This is a genomic window from Streptomyces sp. NPDC002690 (assembly GCF_053592415.1).
Genome location: NZ_JBSFVR010000009.1, coordinates 13,722 through 31,125, shown reverse-complemented (window position 1 = coordinate 31,125; position 17,404 = coordinate 13,722). Strand labels below are relative to the sequence as shown.

The 17,404-nt window shown below is 67.4% G+C and carries 28 protein-coding genes; 3 read left to right on the top strand and 25 right to left on the bottom strand.

From position 1 onward, the window contains the following. Positions 1-8: 8 nt before the first annotated feature. The 15 genes from ACWD3D_RS02660 to ACWD3D_RS02590 form a co-directional block, all read right to left on the bottom strand. The gene (locus ACWD3D_RS02660; RefSeq protein ID WP_451459090.1) at positions 9-422 is read right to left on the bottom strand and encodes a hypothetical protein; all 414 of its coding nucleotides are present in this window, start codon (positions 420-422) and stop codon (positions 9-11) included. A 50-nt stretch (positions 423-472) separates the two neighbouring features. Then, entirely contained in the window at positions 473-910 is a 438-nt protein-coding gene (locus ACWD3D_RS02655; protein ID WP_451459089.1) for a hypothetical protein, read from the bottom strand. Positions 911-968: 58 nt separating this feature from the next. After that, the gene (locus ACWD3D_RS02650) at positions 969-1,547 is read right to left on the bottom strand and encodes a phage tail tube protein (protein WP_451459088.1); all 579 of its coding nucleotides are present in this window, start codon (positions 1,545-1,547) and stop codon (positions 969-971) included. Positions 1,548-1,601: 54 nt separating this feature from the next. Beyond that, positions 1,602-2,009, bottom strand: a complete 408-nt coding sequence (locus ACWD3D_RS02645; protein ID WP_451459087.1) for a phage tail termination protein — start codon at positions 2,007-2,009, stop codon at positions 1,602-1,604. A gap of 9 nt (positions 2,010-2,018) precedes the next feature. Beyond that, positions 2,019-2,243, bottom strand: coding sequence for a hypothetical protein (locus ACWD3D_RS02640; protein WP_451459086.1), 225 nt, complete (start codon positions 2,241-2,243; stop codon positions 2,019-2,021). Between the two features lie 22 nt (positions 2,244-2,265). Next, entirely contained in the window at positions 2,266-2,562 is a 297-nt protein-coding gene (locus ACWD3D_RS02635) for an HK97 gp10 family phage protein (RefSeq protein ID WP_451459085.1), read from the bottom strand. Then, the gene (locus ACWD3D_RS02630; protein ID WP_451459084.1) at positions 2,559-2,891 is read right to left on the bottom strand and encodes a hypothetical protein; all 333 of its coding nucleotides are present in this window, start codon (positions 2,889-2,891) and stop codon (positions 2,559-2,561) included. Before ACWD3D_RS02630 ends, ACWD3D_RS02635 begins: the two co-directional genes overlap by 4 nt. A gap of 9 nt (positions 2,892-2,900) precedes the next feature. Continuing rightward, positions 2,901-3,293: a hypothetical protein gene (locus ACWD3D_RS02625; protein ID WP_451459083.1), complete on the bottom strand. Its 393-nt coding sequence runs from the start codon at positions 3,291-3,293 to the stop codon at positions 2,901-2,903. 8 nt (positions 3,294-3,301) lie between these two features. Further along, a complete protein-coding gene (locus ACWD3D_RS02620) occupies positions 3,302-3,547 on the bottom strand; it encodes a hypothetical protein (protein ID WP_451459082.1) in 246 nt (81 codons plus the stop codon). Continuing rightward, complete coding sequence (locus ACWD3D_RS02615) at positions 3,547-3,702, bottom strand: hypothetical protein (RefSeq protein WP_451459081.1); 156 nt, start codon at positions 3,700-3,702, stop codon at positions 3,547-3,549. The genes ACWD3D_RS02620 and ACWD3D_RS02615 overlap by 1 nt, the downstream gene beginning before the upstream one ends. 26 nt (positions 3,703-3,728) lie before the next feature. Further along, positions 3,729-4,688: a major capsid protein gene (locus ACWD3D_RS02610; RefSeq protein WP_451459080.1), complete on the bottom strand. Its 960-nt coding sequence runs from the start codon at positions 4,686-4,688 to the stop codon at positions 3,729-3,731. Positions 4,689-4,750: 62 nt separating this feature from the next. Further along, positions 4,751-5,491, bottom strand: a complete 741-nt coding sequence (locus ACWD3D_RS02605) for a hypothetical protein (RefSeq protein WP_451459079.1) — start codon at positions 5,489-5,491, stop codon at positions 4,751-4,753. 62 nt (positions 5,492-5,553) lie between these two features. Then, complete coding sequence (locus ACWD3D_RS02600) at positions 5,554-7,080, bottom strand: phage portal protein (RefSeq protein ID WP_451459078.1); 1,527 nt, start codon at positions 7,078-7,080, stop codon at positions 5,554-5,556. Continuing rightward, complete coding sequence (locus tag ACWD3D_RS02595; protein WP_451459077.1) at positions 7,077-8,420, bottom strand: PBSX family phage terminase large subunit; 1,344 nt, start codon at positions 8,418-8,420, stop codon at positions 7,077-7,079. Before ACWD3D_RS02595 ends, ACWD3D_RS02600 begins: the two co-directional genes overlap by 4 nt. A 3-nt stretch (positions 8,421-8,423) precedes the next feature. Further along, complete coding sequence (locus ACWD3D_RS02590; protein ID WP_451459076.1) at positions 8,424-8,909, bottom strand: hypothetical protein; 486 nt, start codon at positions 8,907-8,909, stop codon at positions 8,424-8,426. Between the two features lie 98 nt (positions 8,910-9,007). Between ACWD3D_RS02590 and ACWD3D_RS02585 the strand changes: the two genes are divergently transcribed. Further along, a complete protein-coding gene (locus ACWD3D_RS02585; protein ID WP_451459075.1) occupies positions 9,008-9,664 on the top strand; it encodes a TRADD-N-associated membrane domain-containing protein in 657 nt (218 codons plus the stop codon). A gap of 20 nt (positions 9,665-9,684) precedes the next feature. Here the strand turns inward: ACWD3D_RS02585 and ACWD3D_RS02580 are convergent, their stop codons facing one another. From ACWD3D_RS02580 to ACWD3D_RS02535, 10 genes are all read right to left on the bottom strand, one after another. Next, positions 9,685-9,894 (bottom strand): helix-turn-helix domain-containing protein, encoded by a 210-nt coding sequence (locus tag ACWD3D_RS02580; protein WP_451459074.1) that lies wholly within the window; start codon positions 9,892-9,894, stop codon positions 9,685-9,687. Between the two features lie 135 nt (positions 9,895-10,029). Beyond that, positions 10,030-10,557: a hypothetical protein gene (locus tag ACWD3D_RS02575; RefSeq protein ID WP_451459073.1), complete on the bottom strand. Its 528-nt coding sequence runs from the start codon at positions 10,555-10,557 to the stop codon at positions 10,030-10,032. Positions 10,558-10,669: 112 nt separating this feature from the next. Further along, positions 10,670-11,029, bottom strand: coding sequence for a hypothetical protein (locus tag ACWD3D_RS02570; protein ID WP_451459072.1), 360 nt, complete (start codon positions 11,027-11,029; stop codon positions 10,670-10,672). Between the two features lie 153 nt (positions 11,030-11,182). Then, a complete protein-coding gene (locus ACWD3D_RS02565; protein WP_451459071.1) occupies positions 11,183-11,578 on the bottom strand; it encodes a hypothetical protein in 396 nt (131 codons plus the stop codon). Positions 11,579-11,995: 417 nt separating this feature from the next. Next, complete coding sequence (locus ACWD3D_RS02560) at positions 11,996-12,835, bottom strand: DUF2637 domain-containing protein (RefSeq protein ID WP_451459070.1); 840 nt, start codon at positions 12,833-12,835, stop codon at positions 11,996-11,998. A gap of 6 nt (positions 12,836-12,841) precedes the next feature. Further along, positions 12,842-13,486 carry a hypothetical protein gene (locus ACWD3D_RS02555; RefSeq protein ID WP_451459069.1) on the bottom strand — a complete coding sequence of 215 codons (645 nt, stop codon included), beginning with the start codon at positions 13,484-13,486 and terminating at the stop codon, positions 12,842-12,844. A 198-nt stretch (positions 13,487-13,684) separates the two neighbouring features. Next, positions 13,685-13,888 carry a hypothetical protein gene (locus ACWD3D_RS02550; protein WP_451459068.1) on the bottom strand — a complete coding sequence of 68 codons (204 nt, stop codon included), beginning with the start codon at positions 13,886-13,888 and terminating at the stop codon, positions 13,685-13,687. A gap of 2 nt (positions 13,889-13,890) precedes the next feature. Continuing rightward, positions 13,891-14,112, bottom strand: coding sequence for a hypothetical protein (locus tag ACWD3D_RS02545; protein ID WP_451459067.1), 222 nt, complete (start codon positions 14,110-14,112; stop codon positions 13,891-13,893). Then, entirely contained in the window at positions 14,109-14,360 is a 252-nt protein-coding gene (locus tag ACWD3D_RS02540) for a MarR family transcriptional regulator (RefSeq protein ID WP_451459066.1), read from the bottom strand. Before ACWD3D_RS02540 ends, ACWD3D_RS02545 begins: the two co-directional genes overlap by 4 nt. Next, complete coding sequence (locus tag ACWD3D_RS02535; RefSeq protein WP_451459065.1) at positions 14,360-15,166, bottom strand: phage antirepressor N-terminal domain-containing protein; 807 nt, start codon at positions 15,164-15,166, stop codon at positions 14,360-14,362. Before ACWD3D_RS02535 ends, ACWD3D_RS02540 begins: the two co-directional genes overlap by 1 nt. 377 nt (positions 15,167-15,543) lie before the next feature. Between ACWD3D_RS02535 and ACWD3D_RS02530 the strand changes: the two genes are divergently transcribed. Both ACWD3D_RS02530 and ACWD3D_RS02525 read left to right on the top strand, forming a co-directional pair. Then, a complete protein-coding gene (locus ACWD3D_RS02530; protein WP_451459064.1) occupies positions 15,544-16,833 on the top strand; it encodes a hypothetical protein in 1,290 nt (429 codons plus the stop codon). A gap of 84 nt (positions 16,834-16,917) precedes the next feature. After that, positions 16,918-17,298 (top strand): DUF6221 family protein, encoded by a 381-nt coding sequence (locus tag ACWD3D_RS02525; protein WP_451459063.1) that lies wholly within the window; start codon positions 16,918-16,920, stop codon positions 17,296-17,298. Positions 17,299-17,404: the final 106 nt, after the last annotated feature.

Here is a 17,404-nt window from a genome sequence, read left to right as displayed (position 1 = left end):
ACCGCCCCCTACTCAGTGGTGGTCGCGCCTCCCGTTGCCGGGAGCTGATCGATACCGCTGGGCAAGAGGCCGCGGTGGTCTGCTGGTGCTCCGTCGATCCACTCCGGCTGCGGGCCTGCCTGAGTCTCCAGGGCTCCGCTCGACCAGGCTTCGAGGAGCGCCTCCGCCCGCGCGTCTGCGTCCTCGGCCGCAGCCCGCGAGGCGTACTCCGGGCGCGGGTACGGGGCCATGGTGGTCGGCTGCTTGCCGGTCACGCCGACGTAGGCCACCCCGTAGTGGGCCTGGAGCATGTCCGCCATGAAGGCGAGGAGATACTCAACGTCGCCCCAGCGCTGGCCGTCGGTGACGCCACGGAGCTTGGCCTTGTACATCGAGCTGGACGGCAGCCCGTTGATGAGGACCTTGAGCCGCCGGAGGGTCATCTCGCCCCGGAAGTACCGGAGCAGGTCACCCTCTGAGCCGTACTCGGAGATCAGCGACGCTTCGAGTTCCTCGGAGTGCTCCGCGACGTGCGCGCGGAAGTCCGCCGTTCCCCCCGGTTCATCCCCGCCCGGCTGGTCTCGTTGGCGAGCTGGCCGATCTTCGTCATGACCGGGCGGAAGACGCCCATCGGAAGGTCCAGGAGGCCCTGGGACAGCTCAACGTCCTGGTCGAAGACCTCCATGGCCCAGGCGGCGATGTCGCCACCCTCCAGAGCGTCGTGGCCTCGGACGCTCCACAGGTCCGGGTGAGGCACGGAGAAGACGGTGCCGTCGGGACCACGGAAGCGGTACGGCTTCTTCGTGGCTTCGCGCCGGGCGAGGTCCGCCCCGCTGAAGTCGTCGTCGAAGTCGTCGACCGTGTCCTCGTCCGGACCGTCGTACTCAGGCTCGTCGTACTCGTCGTCGTGGTACATCTCGCGGTCAGACATGGCTGTGCTCCAGAAGGGGGTGGGGTGGGGTTCAGACGTGCGGTGACCGCTGGCCGGCTCAGGCCGGGAGGACGAGGCCGCCCATCATGTAGCGGACCGAGGTGCCGTCGGACGAGGTCAGGGCGGTGAAGGTCATCGGGAAGTTGACCGTCTCGGTGCCCTTGTAGCTCTTATTGCCGCGCTCGGTGACCTCCACGCGAGGAACGATGATGCGCGTTGCGATGCCGCCGTCCACGATGTCCAGCAGCAGAGCCCGGACGTCGGGCTCCGTGTTCTGGCCGATGGTGAAGGACGTGTACGCGGCGTCACCGGTACCGGTGGTGGTCATGTCGTCCAGCGGGACCGAGTGGAAGAGGCTCTGGACGTAGGCGTTGCTCGACTGCATGAACGCGAGCTGGAACGTGGTGGTCTTGGACGTGAGCTGGGTCCGGACCGGGGAGTCGTAGCCCCAAGCCTTGAACTCCGAGCGCGCCTGGTCGGTGGCCTCGGTGAGACCGTCCTCGGTGATCTTCCCGAGGTCGAACCAGTCGTCCGGGTCCGGGGCGGCGGTCAGGGTCGCCGGAGCGACAGCACCGACGGCGCCGATGTACGCCTTGCCCGCGTATCCGACCCGGACGCCGTCATTGGGGTCAGCCATGATGGCCCTCCTTCAAGGGGTAGTTGGTCCCGGTCAAGCCCGGGAGAGAGTCGGTCACGCGGGGCGTACGCAGAGCCCGACGGTGAAGCCGATGCGGTAGACGTTGGGGTTCTCGTCCGGGCGTCTACCGGGCCCGGAGATCTCGGAGCTGAACGTGACCAGCCCGCCGTTCCGCTGGTCACCGACCATGGCCTCCAGAGCCCCGCGAGCGCGGTTGGCCAGGGCGTGGGAGAGGGTGGCGTCGGTCGACCAGACGTCCACGTCGATCGAGGGCTCGTCAAGCGCCTTGCGTACGCGCCAGGTGCCGCCGATGCGGGAGACCCGGACGATCGGGAGTTGCTCCTCGAAGGAGCCGCCTTCCGGGGCCGTGGAGCAGACGAAGGCGTCCTCGCCGAAGTACTCGGCCAGGAAGTTCATCGCCATCAGCTCCGCGTCGGGGAAGACCGTGATGCTGATGGCCACGGCCGCCTCCTACTTCGGGGCCTTCGCCTCTGCGGTGCGGCGGGACTGCTCGGGTTTCAGCGCCTTCGACTCGCTCTCGGCGGCCGGCTGGCTCTCACCCTCCACGCGGCGTACGAAGCCGTCGTTCACGCGGGTCTGTGCTTCCTGCTCGGAGCAGGAGTAGACCTCGCCGACCTCGTGGGGGTTGCCCTGCCAGTCCTTGTGGGGGAAGGAGACCTTCACCTGCACGGACATGGGTGTTCCTCATCTCGAATGCTCAGGGCTGGCCGCTGCTCCGCAGGGAGTCCAGGGTCCGGCCGAGGATGTGTTGTCCCGGCATGTGACGGGTTCCGTACTCCAGGTGCTCCGCGTAGTCGATCTCGGCGACGACGTCCGCGCCGTCGCTGTCCTCCACGACGCGGATCGAGTCCCGGTACCGCCCGGTGACGACCGGGGCGATCTGCTGTGCGAATCGCTGGCCACGTTCTGCGGTGTCTCGGACGGCCTCCCGGACTTCCTGCTCGCGCACCAGGGAGCGGATGGCTGCTTCGTCCAGTTCGACGTCCACAGTCACCCCCGGACTCGGGTCGCGGTGAGCTGGACGTGGTCCAAGGCGGCGAGGCCCGACCAGAGGAGCGGATCGCCGGTGACCTCCAGGGTCATGCCGTTCCACTCCAGGCGGTCCCTGAAGCTGATCGCAGTGCCAGGCGGGAGTTGCACCAGGTAGGTGGTGGCCACCTGGTCGCGGTTGTCGCGGTTCTCCGAAGAGCCCTCCGGCTCGACCTGCCCCTGGACCGTGACCCGCTGAGCGGTATCCCAGTCGGTGCCGGACGGTCCCCGGGGGTTCACGGCGTCTGCCTTGGTCACCACGGTGACGGCGTGCGGAGCGAAGAGGAGCGCCACGGCACCCCCTCAGTACGTGCGAGGACGGACGGGAAGCAGGCCCTGGGCCTTCAGGACACCGAGGGCGTTCTCCGAGTACCTCGGAGTCCTGCCGGAGCCTCTGGAGCCGCCTACGGACCGCGAGATGCTCAGGCCGCCCTGGGACATGGACGAGACGTTGGCGTTGGCCCCCGTCTCGTCCCCTGTCGTCGCCAGGTACTGCGCCTGGTAGATCGTCGCCTTGGTGAGGGCGTCGGCGACCTTGACGGACGTCGGGTTGCCCTCGGTGTCGACCTCGTACACCGCGTAATGGATCAGCTCGTCGACCTGATCCGATGCCGTGTCGAGCAGGCGCCGGGCGTTGGGCGGAGCGGCGTCAGGGTCCAGGAACGCGGCGAACTCTTGCTCCGTCGCGTAGGCCATGGCCCCTCCTACTGCTTGGGCGCGGCCTTGGCCGGCTCGGTGGAGACGGGCTCCTCGGCCATGTCCCGCACGCGCTTGGGCATCCGGCCGTCGGGGGCCAGGGAGTTGGTGTCCTCGGTGAGGACCCAGCCCTCCTCCTCGGCGAAGACCTTCCGGGCCAGCTCGTAGTCCTCGGGGGACTCCTCGGTGACCTTGCGGGTCTCCTGGGCCTGGGGGACGCCGTCGATGTACTTCAGGCGCTGGTAGGTCCGCATCAGTGGGACACCTCCTGGACACCGCAGTCCAGGCACCGCTTGACGGGCACCTGGTCCACGGAGTGGTCGCGGTTGTGGCGCTCGACCTCGTAGGTCTCCACGCGCTTGGCCGGGCACCCCTCGGAGTGCCGGAGGCCGTCCTTCTTCTCGGTCATCCCGAGTCCTCCTTGACTTGTAGGGGTCAGGCAGCGGCGACGCGCACGCCACGAAGGCGAGCGGCACCCTTGCCCAGGACAGCGATCGAGCCGTACAGCTCGATGCGGGTCCGGTAGACCGGCATGGACTGGAGCATCCCGAGGTCGTCGACCATGACGCCGCCGTTCCACAGGCCGAGGACGCCGACCTCACCCTCACCGGACGACCAGCGCACGGCGTAGATCGAGGAGGCGTCGTTCGCCGAGCCCTGGGTCTCGTTCTGCGGGAGGATCGCGGTGCCCGACGCGTCGGTGCCGATGTCGAGCAGGGCGACGCCGTTGTACGTGTCGATGCTCTTGCCGAACTCGGTCCGCTGCTGCTGCCACGCACCGAGCCGACGGGCGGCCGACTTGATGCGGGCCTTGGTTCCGGCGTTCATGTACAGGGCGTTCGCCCCACCGGGAACGGCCGCGATCAGGGCGTCCAGGGCGTCGAAGAAGTCCTGGGCCGAAGCCGCCGGGTTCGCCGAGGTGAAGACCGGCAGACCGTTGGTCGCGGTGTCCAGGACCTGCGAGCCCACGAGGCGCTTCTTGAGGCCGTCGAAGGACTTCGCGTTCACCGAGGTGTCGCCGTTGATGAACGCGGTCTGGAAGCCGAGGCGCAGGGCTTTGATCTTCAGACCGGTCTGGGTGGCCCGCTGGCTCGCCAGGTTGCCCCGGGTCTGCTCGATGAAGCGGTCCACGTCGGCGTCGCCACCGAAGATCTTCAGCGACTCGGTCTTGGTGTTGAGCGTGCCGGTCGACTCGGTGTACGCCTCGTTGACGTCACGGAAGGCGACACCCGGGAGGGTGGCCTCCTCGTTGTACGCCCAGGCGTTACCGGCCACGTCCTCGAACTGGACCTGGTCCAGGACGACCGACTCGGTGTCGGTGAGGAACGTCTCCAGGACGCCCTTCACGAGCTGGTTGGTGCTGAGCTTTGCGGACTCAGCGAGGGAAACGGCCACTGCCGTGCTCCTTCGGACATGCAAAAGCCCCGGTCAGTGCCGGGGCTGATGGGGGTGGGCGGTTACTTCTCCGCGTAGTAGGCGCTGAGCCGGGCCTTGCCGGGTTCGGCCTTGGCCGCTCGGTCGCCGTCGGAGTCGGAGCCGCCGAAGTCCCCGCCCGACCGCGCGGGCGCGGTGCGGTACTTGGGGCTCTTCGCGGCCTCCCTGACCTCTCGGAGGACGTCCCTGTCGAAGGTGTCTCCGTTGTGGTCCAGGGCGGACACGGCGTTCAGGAAGGCCCGGCTGTCCAGCAGGGCGTCCGGGTCGGCGCCTGCCTTCGTGGCGGCCTTGTAGACGGCCAGCTCCACCGCTCGCTGCTTGGCGTCCGTCTGGGCCGCCGTGAGCTTCTCGGTGAGCTGGTCGGCGTCGTCGCCGTCGGTCTCCAGGCCGAGCGCCTTCAGCACCTTCTGGAGCTGCTCGCTCTGCTCGGTTCCGCCGCTCTTGGCCTTCACGCGGTTGGCGGCTGACTCCCGGCGAAGGCGCAGGATCTCCTTGCGCGCCTTGTCGGGCAGTGCGTCCAGCCAGCTTTCGCCGTCCTGGTCGTCGTTGCCGCCTTGGGCACCCTGCTGGGCAGCCGGGTCCTGATCCGGGTCCTGGTTGCCGCCCTCGTTCCCCTGGCCGCCTTCGGTGCCGCCGCCCTCACCCTCGCCGGACCCACCGGCGATGGCGTAGATGGGGCGACCGTCCTTGCGGTGGCCGAGCACCGTGCCGGGCGGCACGGAGACGTACGGGGTGCCGAGGTCCGGCGTGGTGTCGAACTGCATGACGAAGCCCTCCTGGAGCTAGGTCGGGGAAGGCACGGTCCTGCCGTGCCGTGGAGGTGGTGCTAGGCCGCTTCGGGCTCGGAGTCCTGCTCCGGCTCGGGTGCGGGGATGGCGGCCGGCTCGGGGGCTTCCCCCTCGATGCGGGCCAGTTCCTCGTCCACCTGGTCGTCGGGCACCAGGCCCGAGAGGCGGACGAGAGTCTGAAGGGATGCGGACCCGGCGGCCTTGAACGCCTGGACCGTCTGGGCCAGCGTGAGCTGGTCGGTCTGCACGGCCTCGGGGAAGGCGATCTCGATGCGCTGGGGCGTGACCCCGGAGGCGAAGATCTGGGCATCAATCGTCAGCAGGATCTCCAGCAGCTCACGGAGCTGCGGCATCCAGTACAGGATCTTCTTGCCCCGGGTGCTCAGGGAGGCCCGCTCACGGGCGTTGACCTCGGTAGCCGTGGTCTCCCCGCTGGTCTCCTGCTTCAGCCCGAAGGTCTGCGCGGAGTACCCGGCGCTCCGGACGATCTGCTGGACGAGGTCACCGGACGTGGCCAGGTGCTGCTGGTACCGGATGTCCGGCTGGACCATGGTGATCTCCTGGCGGAGACCTCCTCCGTCGGCCAGGACATCCAGGGGCGTGAAGACCGAAGCCTCCAGGTCGAACCAGGCCCCTTGGCCCTTCTCGTCCTGGGCTCGCATCAGGAAGTCCTGCGGGACGATCAGCCGGGCCTTGCCCAGGTGGATGTCCCGCATCAGTGAGCTGTAGGACATGTCCAGTGCGTCCATGAGCTTCTCGACCCCGGCGTAGTCCGAGCGCCCGAGGGCGGACTCACTGAAGCGCCGGGAGGGCCGCATGTTCGGCACGTAGACGCACGCGAGGCGGGGCAGTCCCGTCGGGACCGCTCCCGCGCCGTTCACGGCCTTGGCGTACGGCTCAGTGGCCGAGAGGGTCTCCAGCGGCACCTGATGGCCCAGACGCTGTGCTGTGCCCTCGTAGAGGCCGTGGAAGGCCACGCCGGGCTCGTGCCGCTCCAGGTGCCGGTAGACCTTGCCGCTCTCCACGGCTACCTCGGTCCAGAAGGTGCAGGCCCTGAGCCGGCCCCACTGGAACTCGGGGACAGCGCGCTCGGGCTGGATGGCCTGGGCGATGGGGGCGTCCGCCACCTCCAGGTCCCAGTCGACCTTGATGAAGACGCCACCGAAGGCCGCGGCGATCTCAGCGGCCTCCAGGAGCACGGCGTGAAGGCCGTCCTGCATGAGGTCGTCGATGCGCTGCTGGGTGGTGTCGTCCTGGGCCTTCAGGGCGGGAGGGTCGGCGAAGAGGAGGTTGGCGCTCGTGGCCGCGATGTCCCCGGCGATCGGGACGTGTTCGCGGATGGGGGACTGGCCCGGGGTGACCGGGGCTCCCCACCAGAACGGCGCGTCGTACCGGGAGGTCCCCAGGACCTGACCGGACACCGTGGTCCCGTACTGCCCCGAGTAGACCTTGGCCAGGCGGTGGATCGAGCCGGACCACCAGGCACCCCACTCAGTGAAGCGCTGGCAGGGAAGCTCCACGGAGGCCGGAGGCCAGGCGATGTCTCCAGAGGGCAGACCGGTCATGCCGCAGCCACCTCCTCGTGCTTGAAGCGGATGCGACGGCGGTAGTCCTGGCGCGTCGTGTAGAGGACGTAGCGGGCGGCGTCGATCGAGTGGTCATCCCGCTTGATGGGCTCGTCCTTGCCCTCGGCACTGGCCTTGGGGTCCCAGACGTACGAGGAGATCTCCTCGATCAATCCCGTGCATGAGCGGTGGATCTTCAGAGCGTCGCCCTGGAGGAGTCCGGCCATCCAATTGATGCCGGGCATGACGTCCTTGTTGGCCAGGTGGACGCTGCCGTACTGGCTCCCGAGCCTCCGGAGATCGGAGTGGAGCTGGAGGCGGAAGTCCTTGGCCGCCGCGTCCACTACGTGACGGTGGGGCTGTACGCCCGTCTGAGGGCCGAACCGGGACCCGTGCGGCTTCCGGTACGTCCGGAGCCAGTTCAGGTACGCAGGGGAGAGCTGGGCGTTGGTCTTGCCCACGCCCTGGTTCTCCTTGGCGTTGGGGTCGTACCGGTGCTCGCCCGTGAAGTAGAGCCGGCCGTCTTCACCGAGCCCGAGCAGGACGGCGGCGAAGGGGACCGAGTGGCCCACGTCGATGCCCGTCCCGATCCAGTCGACGATGAACGGCATGTCGTCCACCACGTGCTGGTCCTCGTCGAACATCGAGAAAACCGCGCCCTCGGCCACGCACCACTCGCCGAGGATCAGGCGCTTGTACAGCAGGCCCGAGTACTCGGCCTTGCGCTGCTGCACGTACGTGGGCGTCAGCGTCGGGTTGTCGTCGATGACGAACGTCAGCCGGGCAAGGTCCAGGTCGTTACCGGGCCTCAGGACCTCACCGGTCCGCGTCAGGTGCACGCGGGCCTTGTCCAGGTACTGCTTCTTCAGCCAGTGGTTCGAGCTGTCCGGGTTGCTCGTGCCGATCAGGCGCGGGTCCGCGTCCGACATGCGGGAGGTGAGCATCGAGAAGAAGCTCTCCGGCATCGTGGACAGCTCGTCCACGTACGCACCGACCAGCGAGAGACCCCGGATCTTGTCCTTCGAGGACTCGTCGTTGCCGCTCGCGATGATGACCTTGCGGCCGAGGAGCGTCAGGACGCCCTTGCCCTCGTTGTACGAGCAGAGCTGGGTGCCGAGCATCTCCACCAGGACGTCGATGACGTTCTGACGCAGGGTCCTTGTGGTCTTCCCGGCCATCAGGAGGTTGCCGGGCGGTCCGTTGCGGACGAACTCCAGCCAGTCGATCAGGGACGTGATGGTCTTCGCCGAGCGGACCGAGCCCTCGTAGATCGTGATCTGGTGCTGACGGCTGATCCGGACGGCCAGGCGCTGCTTCGCGGTCAGCTGCTGGAGGTCCACGGCCTACTCGTCCGGCTCGTTGCTGCCCATGGTGGCACTCAGGAAGCGGTCGATGGCCGAGAGGTTCCGGTCGTCCCCGCCCGCGTCGTCCTTGGCCCTCTGGTCGAACCGGGCCAGGGCGTTCGTCGCGGCGGTCGTCAGGTCCTTGGTCTCCCTCGCCGGAGGAAGGTCCAGCCACTGGGCGGTGACCTCTCCGGTCTGCGTCATGCCCGTCAGGAGGTACCGGCTCCGTGCTCGCGCCACCTGTTCCCGGGCAAGCGTCAGGAGGTCCTGCTGTACCGCCTGACGCTGCTCCTTCAGGTCGAGCTGACGGGCGTCAGTCGCGGCCCTCGTGGCAGAGCGGTCGAAGTCCAGTCCGAGGCGCTGCGCGTGGTTCGTGATGGTGCCGACGGACCAGCCCGTCTGACGGGCGATCTCGTTGCGGCTGACGCCGTCAGCGTGGAGTTGACGGAGACGCTCTTCGTCTCCTGCGGAGAAGGTGCGGGCCACGGCCGGCTCACCCCCCTCACGTGTGCGTGGTGACGGGTGACCGGTCAAACAGTTCAACCGGGAGACGAGGACGCGCTGGCGCTGACACCATCAACCCCATGCCCTTCACGTTCATCCCTGAACTTTTGCTTGCCGTGGCTGGCGCACTGGGTGTGCCGAGCTTCTCGTCCTTGTTTGTCAATCGTCTGATTAAGAAGGAGGTCGATGAATTCGGACCAGATCCGCAGGAGCCGGTGGACTCCTCGGGTGTACCCATGGGGGCGCTCGAACGTGACTTCCAGAGGATGCTGCGTAAGTACTACGGACATGGGCTGTCGGCGGCACGCATCAACCTGACTACCAGCGTCAGCTTCTCAGTTCTGGGAGGTGTCGTTCTTCTGGGAGGCGCAGGGATGGCCGTTTGGAAGGCCGAGACGAGTGGTGAGTTCTACTCTGCGATGGTCACCAGCGTTGCTGGTCTCGTTATGTCCGTCGTTGCGACACTCTTCCACCGGCGAGCGGACAAAGCTCTCGCTCACCTGACGGAGCAGACGCGGAATCTACGCGCAGACATGGCTGTTGAACGTGACGCGCGCCAGGCAGTAGCACTCCTCGACAAGGTCCAGAACCCAGCACTGAAGGCCCAGCTTGAAGCGGCGTTGATCCTCAAGTTCGCCCAGGCGGAGATCCCAGTCCTCAACGGCATCAACTTGAACGAGGTTCCGGATTTCAGCGGGTTCGAAGCTTCGGTTCCGGCTCCCGCGTCATCGAACTAGGGTCGTGACGCGTTCGGGTGTCAGGCTGCCGCGCTCAGGACACGCTTGGCCCTGGTCCTGGTGGCCTGCTCGGCCCTTGCCACGTCCAGGTGTCGGAAGAGCTTCTGGCCCCGGTGATCGAGGCCCTCGACTTTCAGGTGGCCACGACGGACCCACGAGTAGACCGTCACGATGCTGACGCCCGTCAGCTCGGCAGCCTCTCGGGCCGTCAGCCAGGATTCGTCCTCCACTGAAGTCCTCCCGAGCACATGCGAAAGGCCCCGCATCTCCAGGGGAGTCGGGGCCTGCACATGGACGCAATTGTCCTGCTGTTCGAGAGTATGCAGTCGTTCGTTAGGGAAAGCAAGTACTTCTTCTGGCGGGCGTCAGGGCGGGGTCTGACGGGACCGGAGATGCGCCTGAACCATCCCTATCTGGTTCACGAATGGCCTCGACCGTGGCGGGAGCGGCTCCTCGCGCAAGAAGGCGGAGAGAAGTTCGATTGCCTCCTTGCACGTGAGGTCGATCCAGCGGTTCGCCTCGGAATGCGTCTGACCGAGCGAGTCGTAGAACCCGAGGTGCCTGACGACCTCGAACACGCGCTCACGCATCTCGTCTCCGTCGGGCACGACAAGGAGGGCGGCATCGAAGGTGGTGGTCCACTCGACCAGCTCGTCAATCCATGCCTCCTCGCGCTCGGCGCTCCCTTCAGAGCGGCTCATTGCCACGCGACGAAGACGTATGAGCATGTCCAAGGCCGTGCGGCCAGCCGTGAAGCGGCGTTCGTCCCGGCGTTGCTCTTTCGCGGTCTTGGCCTGGTGGCGTTGCTGGAGCCATCCGCCGAGTAGCGCACCCCCGGCACCCACTACGGCACCGCCGAACCCGATCAGCCCCACCAGGATCTCTATCCGCACGGCAGTCATTCTCTCTCAGCTTGGCCGGCTCGTCAGGACAGGCATCGTGACGGTGTTGACGCGCCCGGCAGTTGCTGAATCAACCCAAGGGGTTGAAGCGGTTCGTCCACTGTCACCGCTCACGAAGGTTGTGTCGCAACCACCACCACGAGGCGACGATGAAGCCGACGATGCTTCCAAGGATCAGCCATAGGCCGAGGTTGCCCATCACTGCCCTCCAGGTGCTTGATTCTGCAAGGACCTCGTAGCATGACCTGTCCACGCGCATGTTGGGCCCGGAGTTCGGATTCTGCTGGCAGTACACGTCCTCGTGCCAAATGCCGAAAGTGATCCATCCGATTACCAGGGCCGTGACGGAGATCCACGTCAGGCGTTCATGAGGGGTCTGCCGGGAGCGCGGCGGGGTGGGGCTGGATGTCGGCTTGCCATTTTTGTGGGCCACCCAAGGTACGGGCTTGATCTCGTGCGCCACGAGTCGGGCGTGGCGGGACGTGACCGGCTCGAACTGCCCGGGAAGTAACGCACCACATGCCTCGCACATCCACCTGGCCACGGCCACCCTGTCCCTCTCTATGGAATCTTGTCTCATAATGTCGGTTTTGCCTCGACCTGGATGGAGTGCCCCTCATCCGAACGGGTTGCCGCCCTGACCTTGGACTCCAGCCGTAGCCGCTGCCAGGTAGGCGGCGTAGGTCTCCCGCTGGTTCCACGTGAAGAGGACGGTGTGGGAGTTGTTCGCGATGGCTTTCTGCGCCTCGGCGGTCGCCAGTCGGAGCTGCCCCCGATCCTCTTCGGTGGCGAGCTGCACGTACCCGTTCACGAGCCGGGTCGGCTCCTTGGACTGAACCTTGATGACGTCGTTGAGGGGGATGACGCAGTCCTTGGCGCCGGTCATCTTCCCCATGAGCTTGCGCTTGATCTCAGCGCGGTCTGCGTGGAGCGTCACTGTCGCGACGTAGCCCTTGAAGCTCTGCGTTTCGAACTCGGGTGCAGGTACACCCTTCGAGAGGTCATATGCCATCGGGCCAGTGTGCCGTTCCGTCAGCCGTGTCGTGGGCGGTATGCCCAGAGACCGTGCGCCTACCGGTCGTTGTCCCGGCTCTGATGCGGACAGCCGCCGATCCACTACTCGTAGGCACCGCGGTGGGTGTTGGCGATCTGTCCCAGATCCTCGGGGCGGAGACCGGGCTCGCCCTTGGTTCGTCGCGTCGCTCGCCAGGCTCCGACGCAGCAGGCCAGCAGGAGTCATATCAAGCCCCTGCGGGCCGCGAGGGGGCTCCAGAGGACTCCCACGGGGATCGCGAGGAACACCAGGCGGATCACGAAGTCGCTCGGCCTCTCGCCCTCCTTCAGCCTCCCTGCGATCTCCCGGGCCATGCGCAGGGGGACCTCCCGCCGCCGGCGAGCCCTCGCACCCCTGGTGGGTGCGAGGGCTCGCTCAGGCGGCGGGAGCGGAGGGCAGCGTCTTCAGGTGAGGCTCGGCGGCCTCCACCCTCTTCCGGCTCTCCCGGGCCGTGCCGTCAGATGAGGGCAACTCGGCCTTCCGCAGGGCGTCAGTCATGTGACGGGTACCGGGACGCTGCTGCCCCAGAGAGTCGTAGAGGCCCTTGATCACCAGGTCGATCCGGTCCCGCTGCGTCAGCGGTTCCCGGCGCTCGCCTTCGGCCCTGACGGGCTCGGGTTCCTCCGCCGCGGCGGCCTCCTCGACGGGGGACTCGCCGGTCTCCTGGGTCCTGTCGTCGGTCTCCGGTACCTCGGGCTCCTTCTGGTGTGTCGGGGGTTTGGCTGACGGCAGGGGCGGAGCTGTCAGCACCTGCTGACGCGAGGCGAGGAACTCGTGGACCTGGCGCATCAGAACGCCGAAGGCCAACAGAGCGGCCACGGGCGGCACGGCGGCTACGACGTAGTCCAGGACGTCCTTGCTGACGCCGACGGAGGCGACGTTCAGGACGATCGAGCCGACCGAGCCGGCCGCCGTCAGGGCGATGGCCCACGGATCGACGCGTCGGAGCAACGAGGCCCTCAAGATCAGGATTTCACCGATGCCGATGAAGCTGTCGATCGTGGCGGGCCAGGCCCAGGCCCGCTCGCCCCTGAGTCGGTGGTCGGTGGCCAGGTCGTGGAGGGCTTCGAAGCTCAACCAGAAGCTCACGACCGTGAGCGCGGTCGTGAGGACGGCCGCGCCCACGGTCAGGCCAAGCTGGGCGTTCCAGCGGGTGCGTACGGGCGTCTGCCCTGCCAGCGCATGGGGTGGCAGGGCAGGTCCTGTGCTGGGCACGGGAGGTCACATCTCCTGGGTCAGTGCCTGGTCTCGGACGAGGTTCTCGTAATCCCGCCGGTCGAGCTTCACCGACTGGCACAGGGCGCACTCGGCGGCCCAGTCACCCGGCACGTACCGGACGAGCGTCAGGCCCTCGCAGCTCGGACACGTCACGCCCTTCAGCAGCTCCTTCCGGGGCTCCGTCAGCGTGATCCTCTGGACGGTCCTGAGCAGGTCCCGTATCTCCTCGTCGAAGTCCCGGACCCAGGGGCGTTCGCAGATCCATCCGAGGTGTCGCGTCAAGAGCGTCACCATCGAGCTGACGTCCCGCCTGACGGGCGTCAGGCGTCTCTCCTCGGTCACCGCCTCGCACCAGCTACGGAGGACCTCCAGGAACGGCGCCGGGCCCACCTGGTCATGGGCGTCAGTGACGGCGTCACGGCTCGCGGGCCCGAGGAGGTTGAGGACGTCCTCCCGACCCGGGGGAGGGGCGTGGAGACGGGCGGAGGACCTGCCGTCACCGCCACCTCCCCGCGACGGCTGACGGCTCATGGAGAGGTACGCGTACTGCTCGGGAAGCTGAGCGAGGGCACCGCGGATACGGCTCCGGCACCGGTCGCAAGTCTTGGCCTCCTGCGGGTCCTCGCAGACGAAGCACTCGTTGTTCACGGGGTTACTCCCATCGGGGGCAGGCGGAGCAGGGCGGCGTACTCGCCCCGGGTAGCCCCGTCGGGGATCTCGGGGTTCTGGTTGAGGGCGGTCAAGCTCACCGGGCTCCCCGCATCAGCCGGATGATCGCGATCACGAAGCCGATCAGGATCGAGGCGGCGACGAGGTGAAGTCCCAGGTTGGTGTGGTGCCAGGTAATCATCGGCCCTGCGCCCCCGGGCCTTCGCGCCGGAGCTGCTCGCGCAGGTACTCGATCCCGATCTCGGTGATCCGGATGACGGGCTCGCCTCCGATGATCTTCAGGGTCATGTACCCCTGCCCGACCATCCAGGGGTCCGGGTACAGGTACTCGCCGGTCTCGCTGTCGAACAGCGCGCCGGACGGCTTCTCGATGACGGCCATGATCAGTTCTCCTGCTGCTCGTTAAAGCGCTCGGCGTCGACCCAGAAGGCGGCCAGAGCGGCGGACTTGGCCTTGTCGAACAGCTCCAGCAGGGAGCCGTCGGGGCACTTCTCGAAGACCCGGACGGGCCTCATGGTGACCGTCTTGATCACACCGTCCTCATGGACGGTGTTCTGGATCGGCTGGGCCCCGTAGCCGACGATGAACCTCTCCGTGGGCCTCATCGGGGCACCTCCGAGAGCCAGACACCGTGGACCTTGCGGGCCAGACCCTCGGTCTCCAGAGCCCTCACCAGCCGGGAGACCGTGGCGGGGTCCATACGCAGCGCGTCAGAGATGGCCTTCTGGGACTGCGGGTCGGTGACGATCCGGAGGTAGATCCAGATCGCCTTGGCGCTGATGAGGAGGTCCGGGGCGGTGAGGACGGCATGGATCTCGTCGGTGCTCACGGGATCGGTGTTCAGACGTGCCATCAGGCACCCCTGCGCATGGTGATTCGGTAGCCGTCGACTACCTCGGTGGACTCCGTCAAGGCCAGCCGGCTCGGGGCCCGGGAGATAGTGGCGTTGTGCTCCAGGCCCTCGGAGATGAGCTGGTCGACGAGCTCGTGGACTCGATCTGGTCGGATGACCGCTCCGCCTCGCTCGTGCCCGTTGCCGTCCACGTACCGGTCCTCCGGGAGCTGGAACCACCGGGAGCCCTTGGCGGTGGGGTGACGGTGCTTGTACCCGTCGCGGAGCTCCCCGTGAGAGTTGATTCGGGTGTTGCGTTGGTCGATCAGGTATCCCCGGTCGTACAGGTGCCTGTCGAGCTGACGCGGTGCGACGTCCCCGAAAAACGTGACCCGGAAGTCCGAGACGGTCATGCCACGCGGTCGGTTGATCTGCCAGGGCCGGGGACGGACGGCCACACCCTGGGTCCAGTACGCCTCGATCGCGTCAGCGGTTTCGTTCTGGAAGGCGACCAGGGCGGGCCGGGCGTGCTCGGCGACGCGGTGCTCGTTGATCGTGGCCAGCAGCATCAAGAACGTCCGGACCGGGACGACGGCGACCGAGCGGATCTGGTCGTCACCCGGGATCTGCATGGGCTGCTGCACCACGCAGGCCCAGGAACGGGTCTTCAACTTCCGGAGCTGGGTCGAGTAGTCCAGTCCCAGGGACTCGACTGCCGGGCGGACGACCACGTGAGGCTTCCCGCTGTGCATGACGATGAGCAGGGAGCCGGTGGACAAGGAGACCCTGACCGGAGCCTGGGGTGATATGGGAGCGATGGAGAGCATCGGCATTCCCTTCGACTCAATGCACGGAGGACATCCCCGTGCGGGGGTCCTCCAGTGGAGTCGTATCGCCCTGTGGCGATGGATTGATATTACCCGGGAGGGTATGCGAAAGGCAATTCCGAGAATGGGTACTGCAAGACGCATTTACTACTCGGACTTTCCTTGGAGTGGCCCTACGGAGACGGCTCTACAAGGATTCTTTGAGTGGTTTTCGACGTTCGCCAATCAGGTGTCCGAACGTCTATCCTGACCCGAACACGACGAAGCCCCCGGGTGCGAACCGAGGGCGACGACACCGGAATTTAAATTCCGTCGGTCTGAGAGGCTCCAACACCTCGCAGGACCGGCACTCCGCCCACGCAATGAACCGGAGCACCGTGAACCAGAATTCTAGCGGCCGTGACGTCACCGGTCGAACCGATCTCCCCGCCGCGCCGGAGCCGGTGAACGCCGCGCACCTCGTCGAGATCGCCACGCGCTCCGTGGGGCACGCCGAGTCGCTCGTGGAGCAGGTGATGGCCTGGCAGATCGTCTCTCGGCCGTACCTGGACGGCACCCGTGGCCTCGCGCGCTGGTGCGGCCTCTCCGACAAGACCGTCCGGGACTCTGCTGGACCCGAGAGGAGCTTGAGCGAGCACGGGTTCATCTGGACCAGGAGTCGGGGGACCTCCTCGCCCACGGTTGAGGAGCGCGAGGAGATGCATCTCCGGTTCCACTCCAACTGCGGCGGTGACTACCGCAGTACCTCTCCCAAGACTCTTCAGGGCCCTGAGGCTTCTGAGGCCCTGGCCCTCCTGGCCTTGGAGAGAGGAAAGAGGATCTTGGAGGGTAATGCGGTAGTCACCGCCGCAATCAGCGAAAGGGCCCGGGAGGTCCTGGCCGAGGGGGTGAGGACCCTCTCCCGCCTGGACTCGATGACCGGCATGTCCCGAGAGGCGCGGACCCTGCGGGCCCTGGACGCATCCCTGGACGTCTGGTCCGAGGCGCAGGGCCCGGACGCCCCGGAATTCGCCCTCGGCCGCCAGGCGTGGAAGCTCGCCGTTCTCACCGGCCTGCGAGACGTGACTCTGTCCAGCGGGGACATCGCCGGGCTCCTGGGCTTGGCCCCGAAGAGCGCCCGCGACCTCTTGGCCCGGATGGCCGGGGCGATCCCCGGATTGGTCCAGAAGACCCGTCAGGGAAGGTCATTCGTGTACGAGATCGCCTGGGACCAGGTCTTCGACGAGGCGCTGGGCGACCGGTACGACGAGCGCGTCACCCGCCACGACGTGCGCAACCGCCGGGCCGCCCAGGACAGGGCCATCCAGGAGACCTCGGCCCGTCGGGGGACTCCGGCCGGATACCTCGCGTACAGGATCAGCGCGGCCTCTCCGAGGCGGGACGAGTACCTGGCGGCCAACCCGCTCCCGGCGGACGCTGACGGGGTCTGGAAGGCCCTGGTGGCGGCCGGGGACGAGATGGAGCTGTACGAGCACCTGCGGGCCCAGGAGGCCGAGGCGGGCCCGGTTCCGGCCACCCCGGCGGTACTGGTCGAGACGGCGAGGGAGGGAACCTCGCGCCCTCTCCCTCAGCGGCGGCCGGCTCAGGACTCCTCGGGGTCCGCGGCGGTCTCCCCGGAGCTGCTGGCGGAGATGCGGAGGCGCATTATCGCCGAGGTCCCCCGGTGACCGGGGAAGTTCTCCAGGAAGCCCTGTAGAGACTGAGGTTGGAGCGGATGATTGCCCCATCGCACACCGACTAGGGGGGCAGTGATGGGAAAGATCGACTTCGCGGACTTGATGGACTTCCTGGGGGCTCGCATTGCTGAGGACGAGGCGGCGGCTAAGGCGCTGAAGCCCGGCAAGAACGAGAACGTGGCTCGTCTGCGGGAGCGGGTCCTTGCTGATGCCCAGGCGAAGCGGCGGATCATGGAATGGGTGGAGGAGATGCCGCGCAGAGTGGCGGCCAACGAGCCCCGCTCCCGCTGGCAGGCGTTCGCCCAGGAAATCTATGGTGATGGGTCCCTGCGCCGCCGGAGCCCGGTAGTCATTGAACTCGTACTGGCGTACGCCGATCACCTCGCCTTCCGGCCCGCGTGGAAGGTTCTGCTGGATGAGCCGCAGGACGAGCCCGTGACCACCGATGGTGCCTGAGGGGCGCCAGTAGGCCCTGAGTCGGCACGGATTGGTGGAGGACCCAGGACGGGCCTCCAGAGGGCGCCAAGGGGGCTCTGGAGGCCGTACGCGGTCAGGGGGGCAG

What these genes read in the sequence shown, in the direction of transcription:
- ACWD3D_RS02625 (WP_451459083.1), bottom strand. Translation starts at nt 3,293, where the DNA reads ATGGCCTACGCGACGGAGCAAGAGTTCGCCGCGTTCCTGGACCCTGAC.
- ACWD3D_RS02640 (WP_451459086.1), bottom strand. Translation starts at nt 2,243, where the DNA reads ATGTCCGTGCAGGTGAAGGTCTCCTTCCCCCACAAGGACTGGCAGGGC.
- ACWD3D_RS02585 (WP_451459075.1), top strand. Translation starts at nt 9,008, where the DNA reads ATGCCCTTCACGTTCATCCCTGAACTTTTGCTTGCCGTGGCTGGCGCA.
- ACWD3D_RS02545 (WP_451459067.1), bottom strand. Translation starts at nt 14,112, where the DNA reads ATGAGGCCCACGGAGAGGTTCATCGTCGGCTACGGGGCCCAGCCGATC.
- ACWD3D_RS02525 (WP_451459063.1), top strand. Translation starts at nt 16,918, where the DNA reads ATGGGAAAGATCGACTTCGCGGACTTGATGGACTTCCTGGGGGCTCGC.
- ACWD3D_RS02540 (WP_451459066.1), bottom strand. Translation starts at nt 14,360, where the DNA reads ATGGCACGTCTGAACACCGATCCCGTGAGCACCGACGAGATCCATGCC.
- ACWD3D_RS02615 (WP_451459081.1), bottom strand. Translation starts at nt 3,702, where the DNA reads ATGACCGAGAAGAAGGACGGCCTCCGGCACTCCGAGGGGTGCCCGGCC.
- ACWD3D_RS02565 (WP_451459071.1), bottom strand. Translation starts at nt 11,578, where the DNA reads ATGGCATATGACCTCTCGAAGGGTGTACCTGCACCCGAGTTCGAAACG.
- ACWD3D_RS02650 (WP_451459088.1), bottom strand. Translation starts at nt 1,547, where the DNA reads ATGGCTGACCCCAATGACGGCGTCCGGGTCGGATACGCGGGCAAGGCG.
- ACWD3D_RS02535 (WP_451459065.1), bottom strand. Translation starts at nt 15,166, where the DNA reads ATGCTCTCCATCGCTCCCATATCACCCCAGGCTCCGGTCAGGGTCTCC.
- ACWD3D_RS02620 (WP_451459082.1), bottom strand. Translation starts at nt 3,547, where the DNA reads ATGCGGACCTACCAGCGCCTGAAGTACATCGACGGCGTCCCCCAGGCC.
- ACWD3D_RS02550 (WP_451459068.1), bottom strand. Translation starts at nt 13,888, where the DNA reads ATGGCCGTCATCGAGAAGCCGTCCGGCGCGCTGTTCGACAGCGAGACC.
- ACWD3D_RS02660 (WP_451459090.1), bottom strand. Translation starts at nt 422, where the DNA reads ATGACCCTCCGGCGGCTCAAGGTCCTCATCAACGGGCTGCCGTCCAGC.
- ACWD3D_RS02605 (WP_451459079.1), bottom strand. Translation starts at nt 5,491, where the DNA reads ATGCAGTTCGACACCACGCCGGACCTCGGCACCCCGTACGTCTCCGTG.
- ACWD3D_RS02600 (WP_451459078.1), bottom strand. Translation starts at nt 7,080, where the DNA reads ATGACCGGTCTGCCCTCTGGAGACATCGCCTGGCCTCCGGCCTCCGTG.
- ACWD3D_RS02655 (WP_451459089.1), bottom strand. Translation starts at nt 910, where the DNA reads ATGTCTGACCGCGAGATGTACCACGACGACGAGTACGACGAGCCTGAG.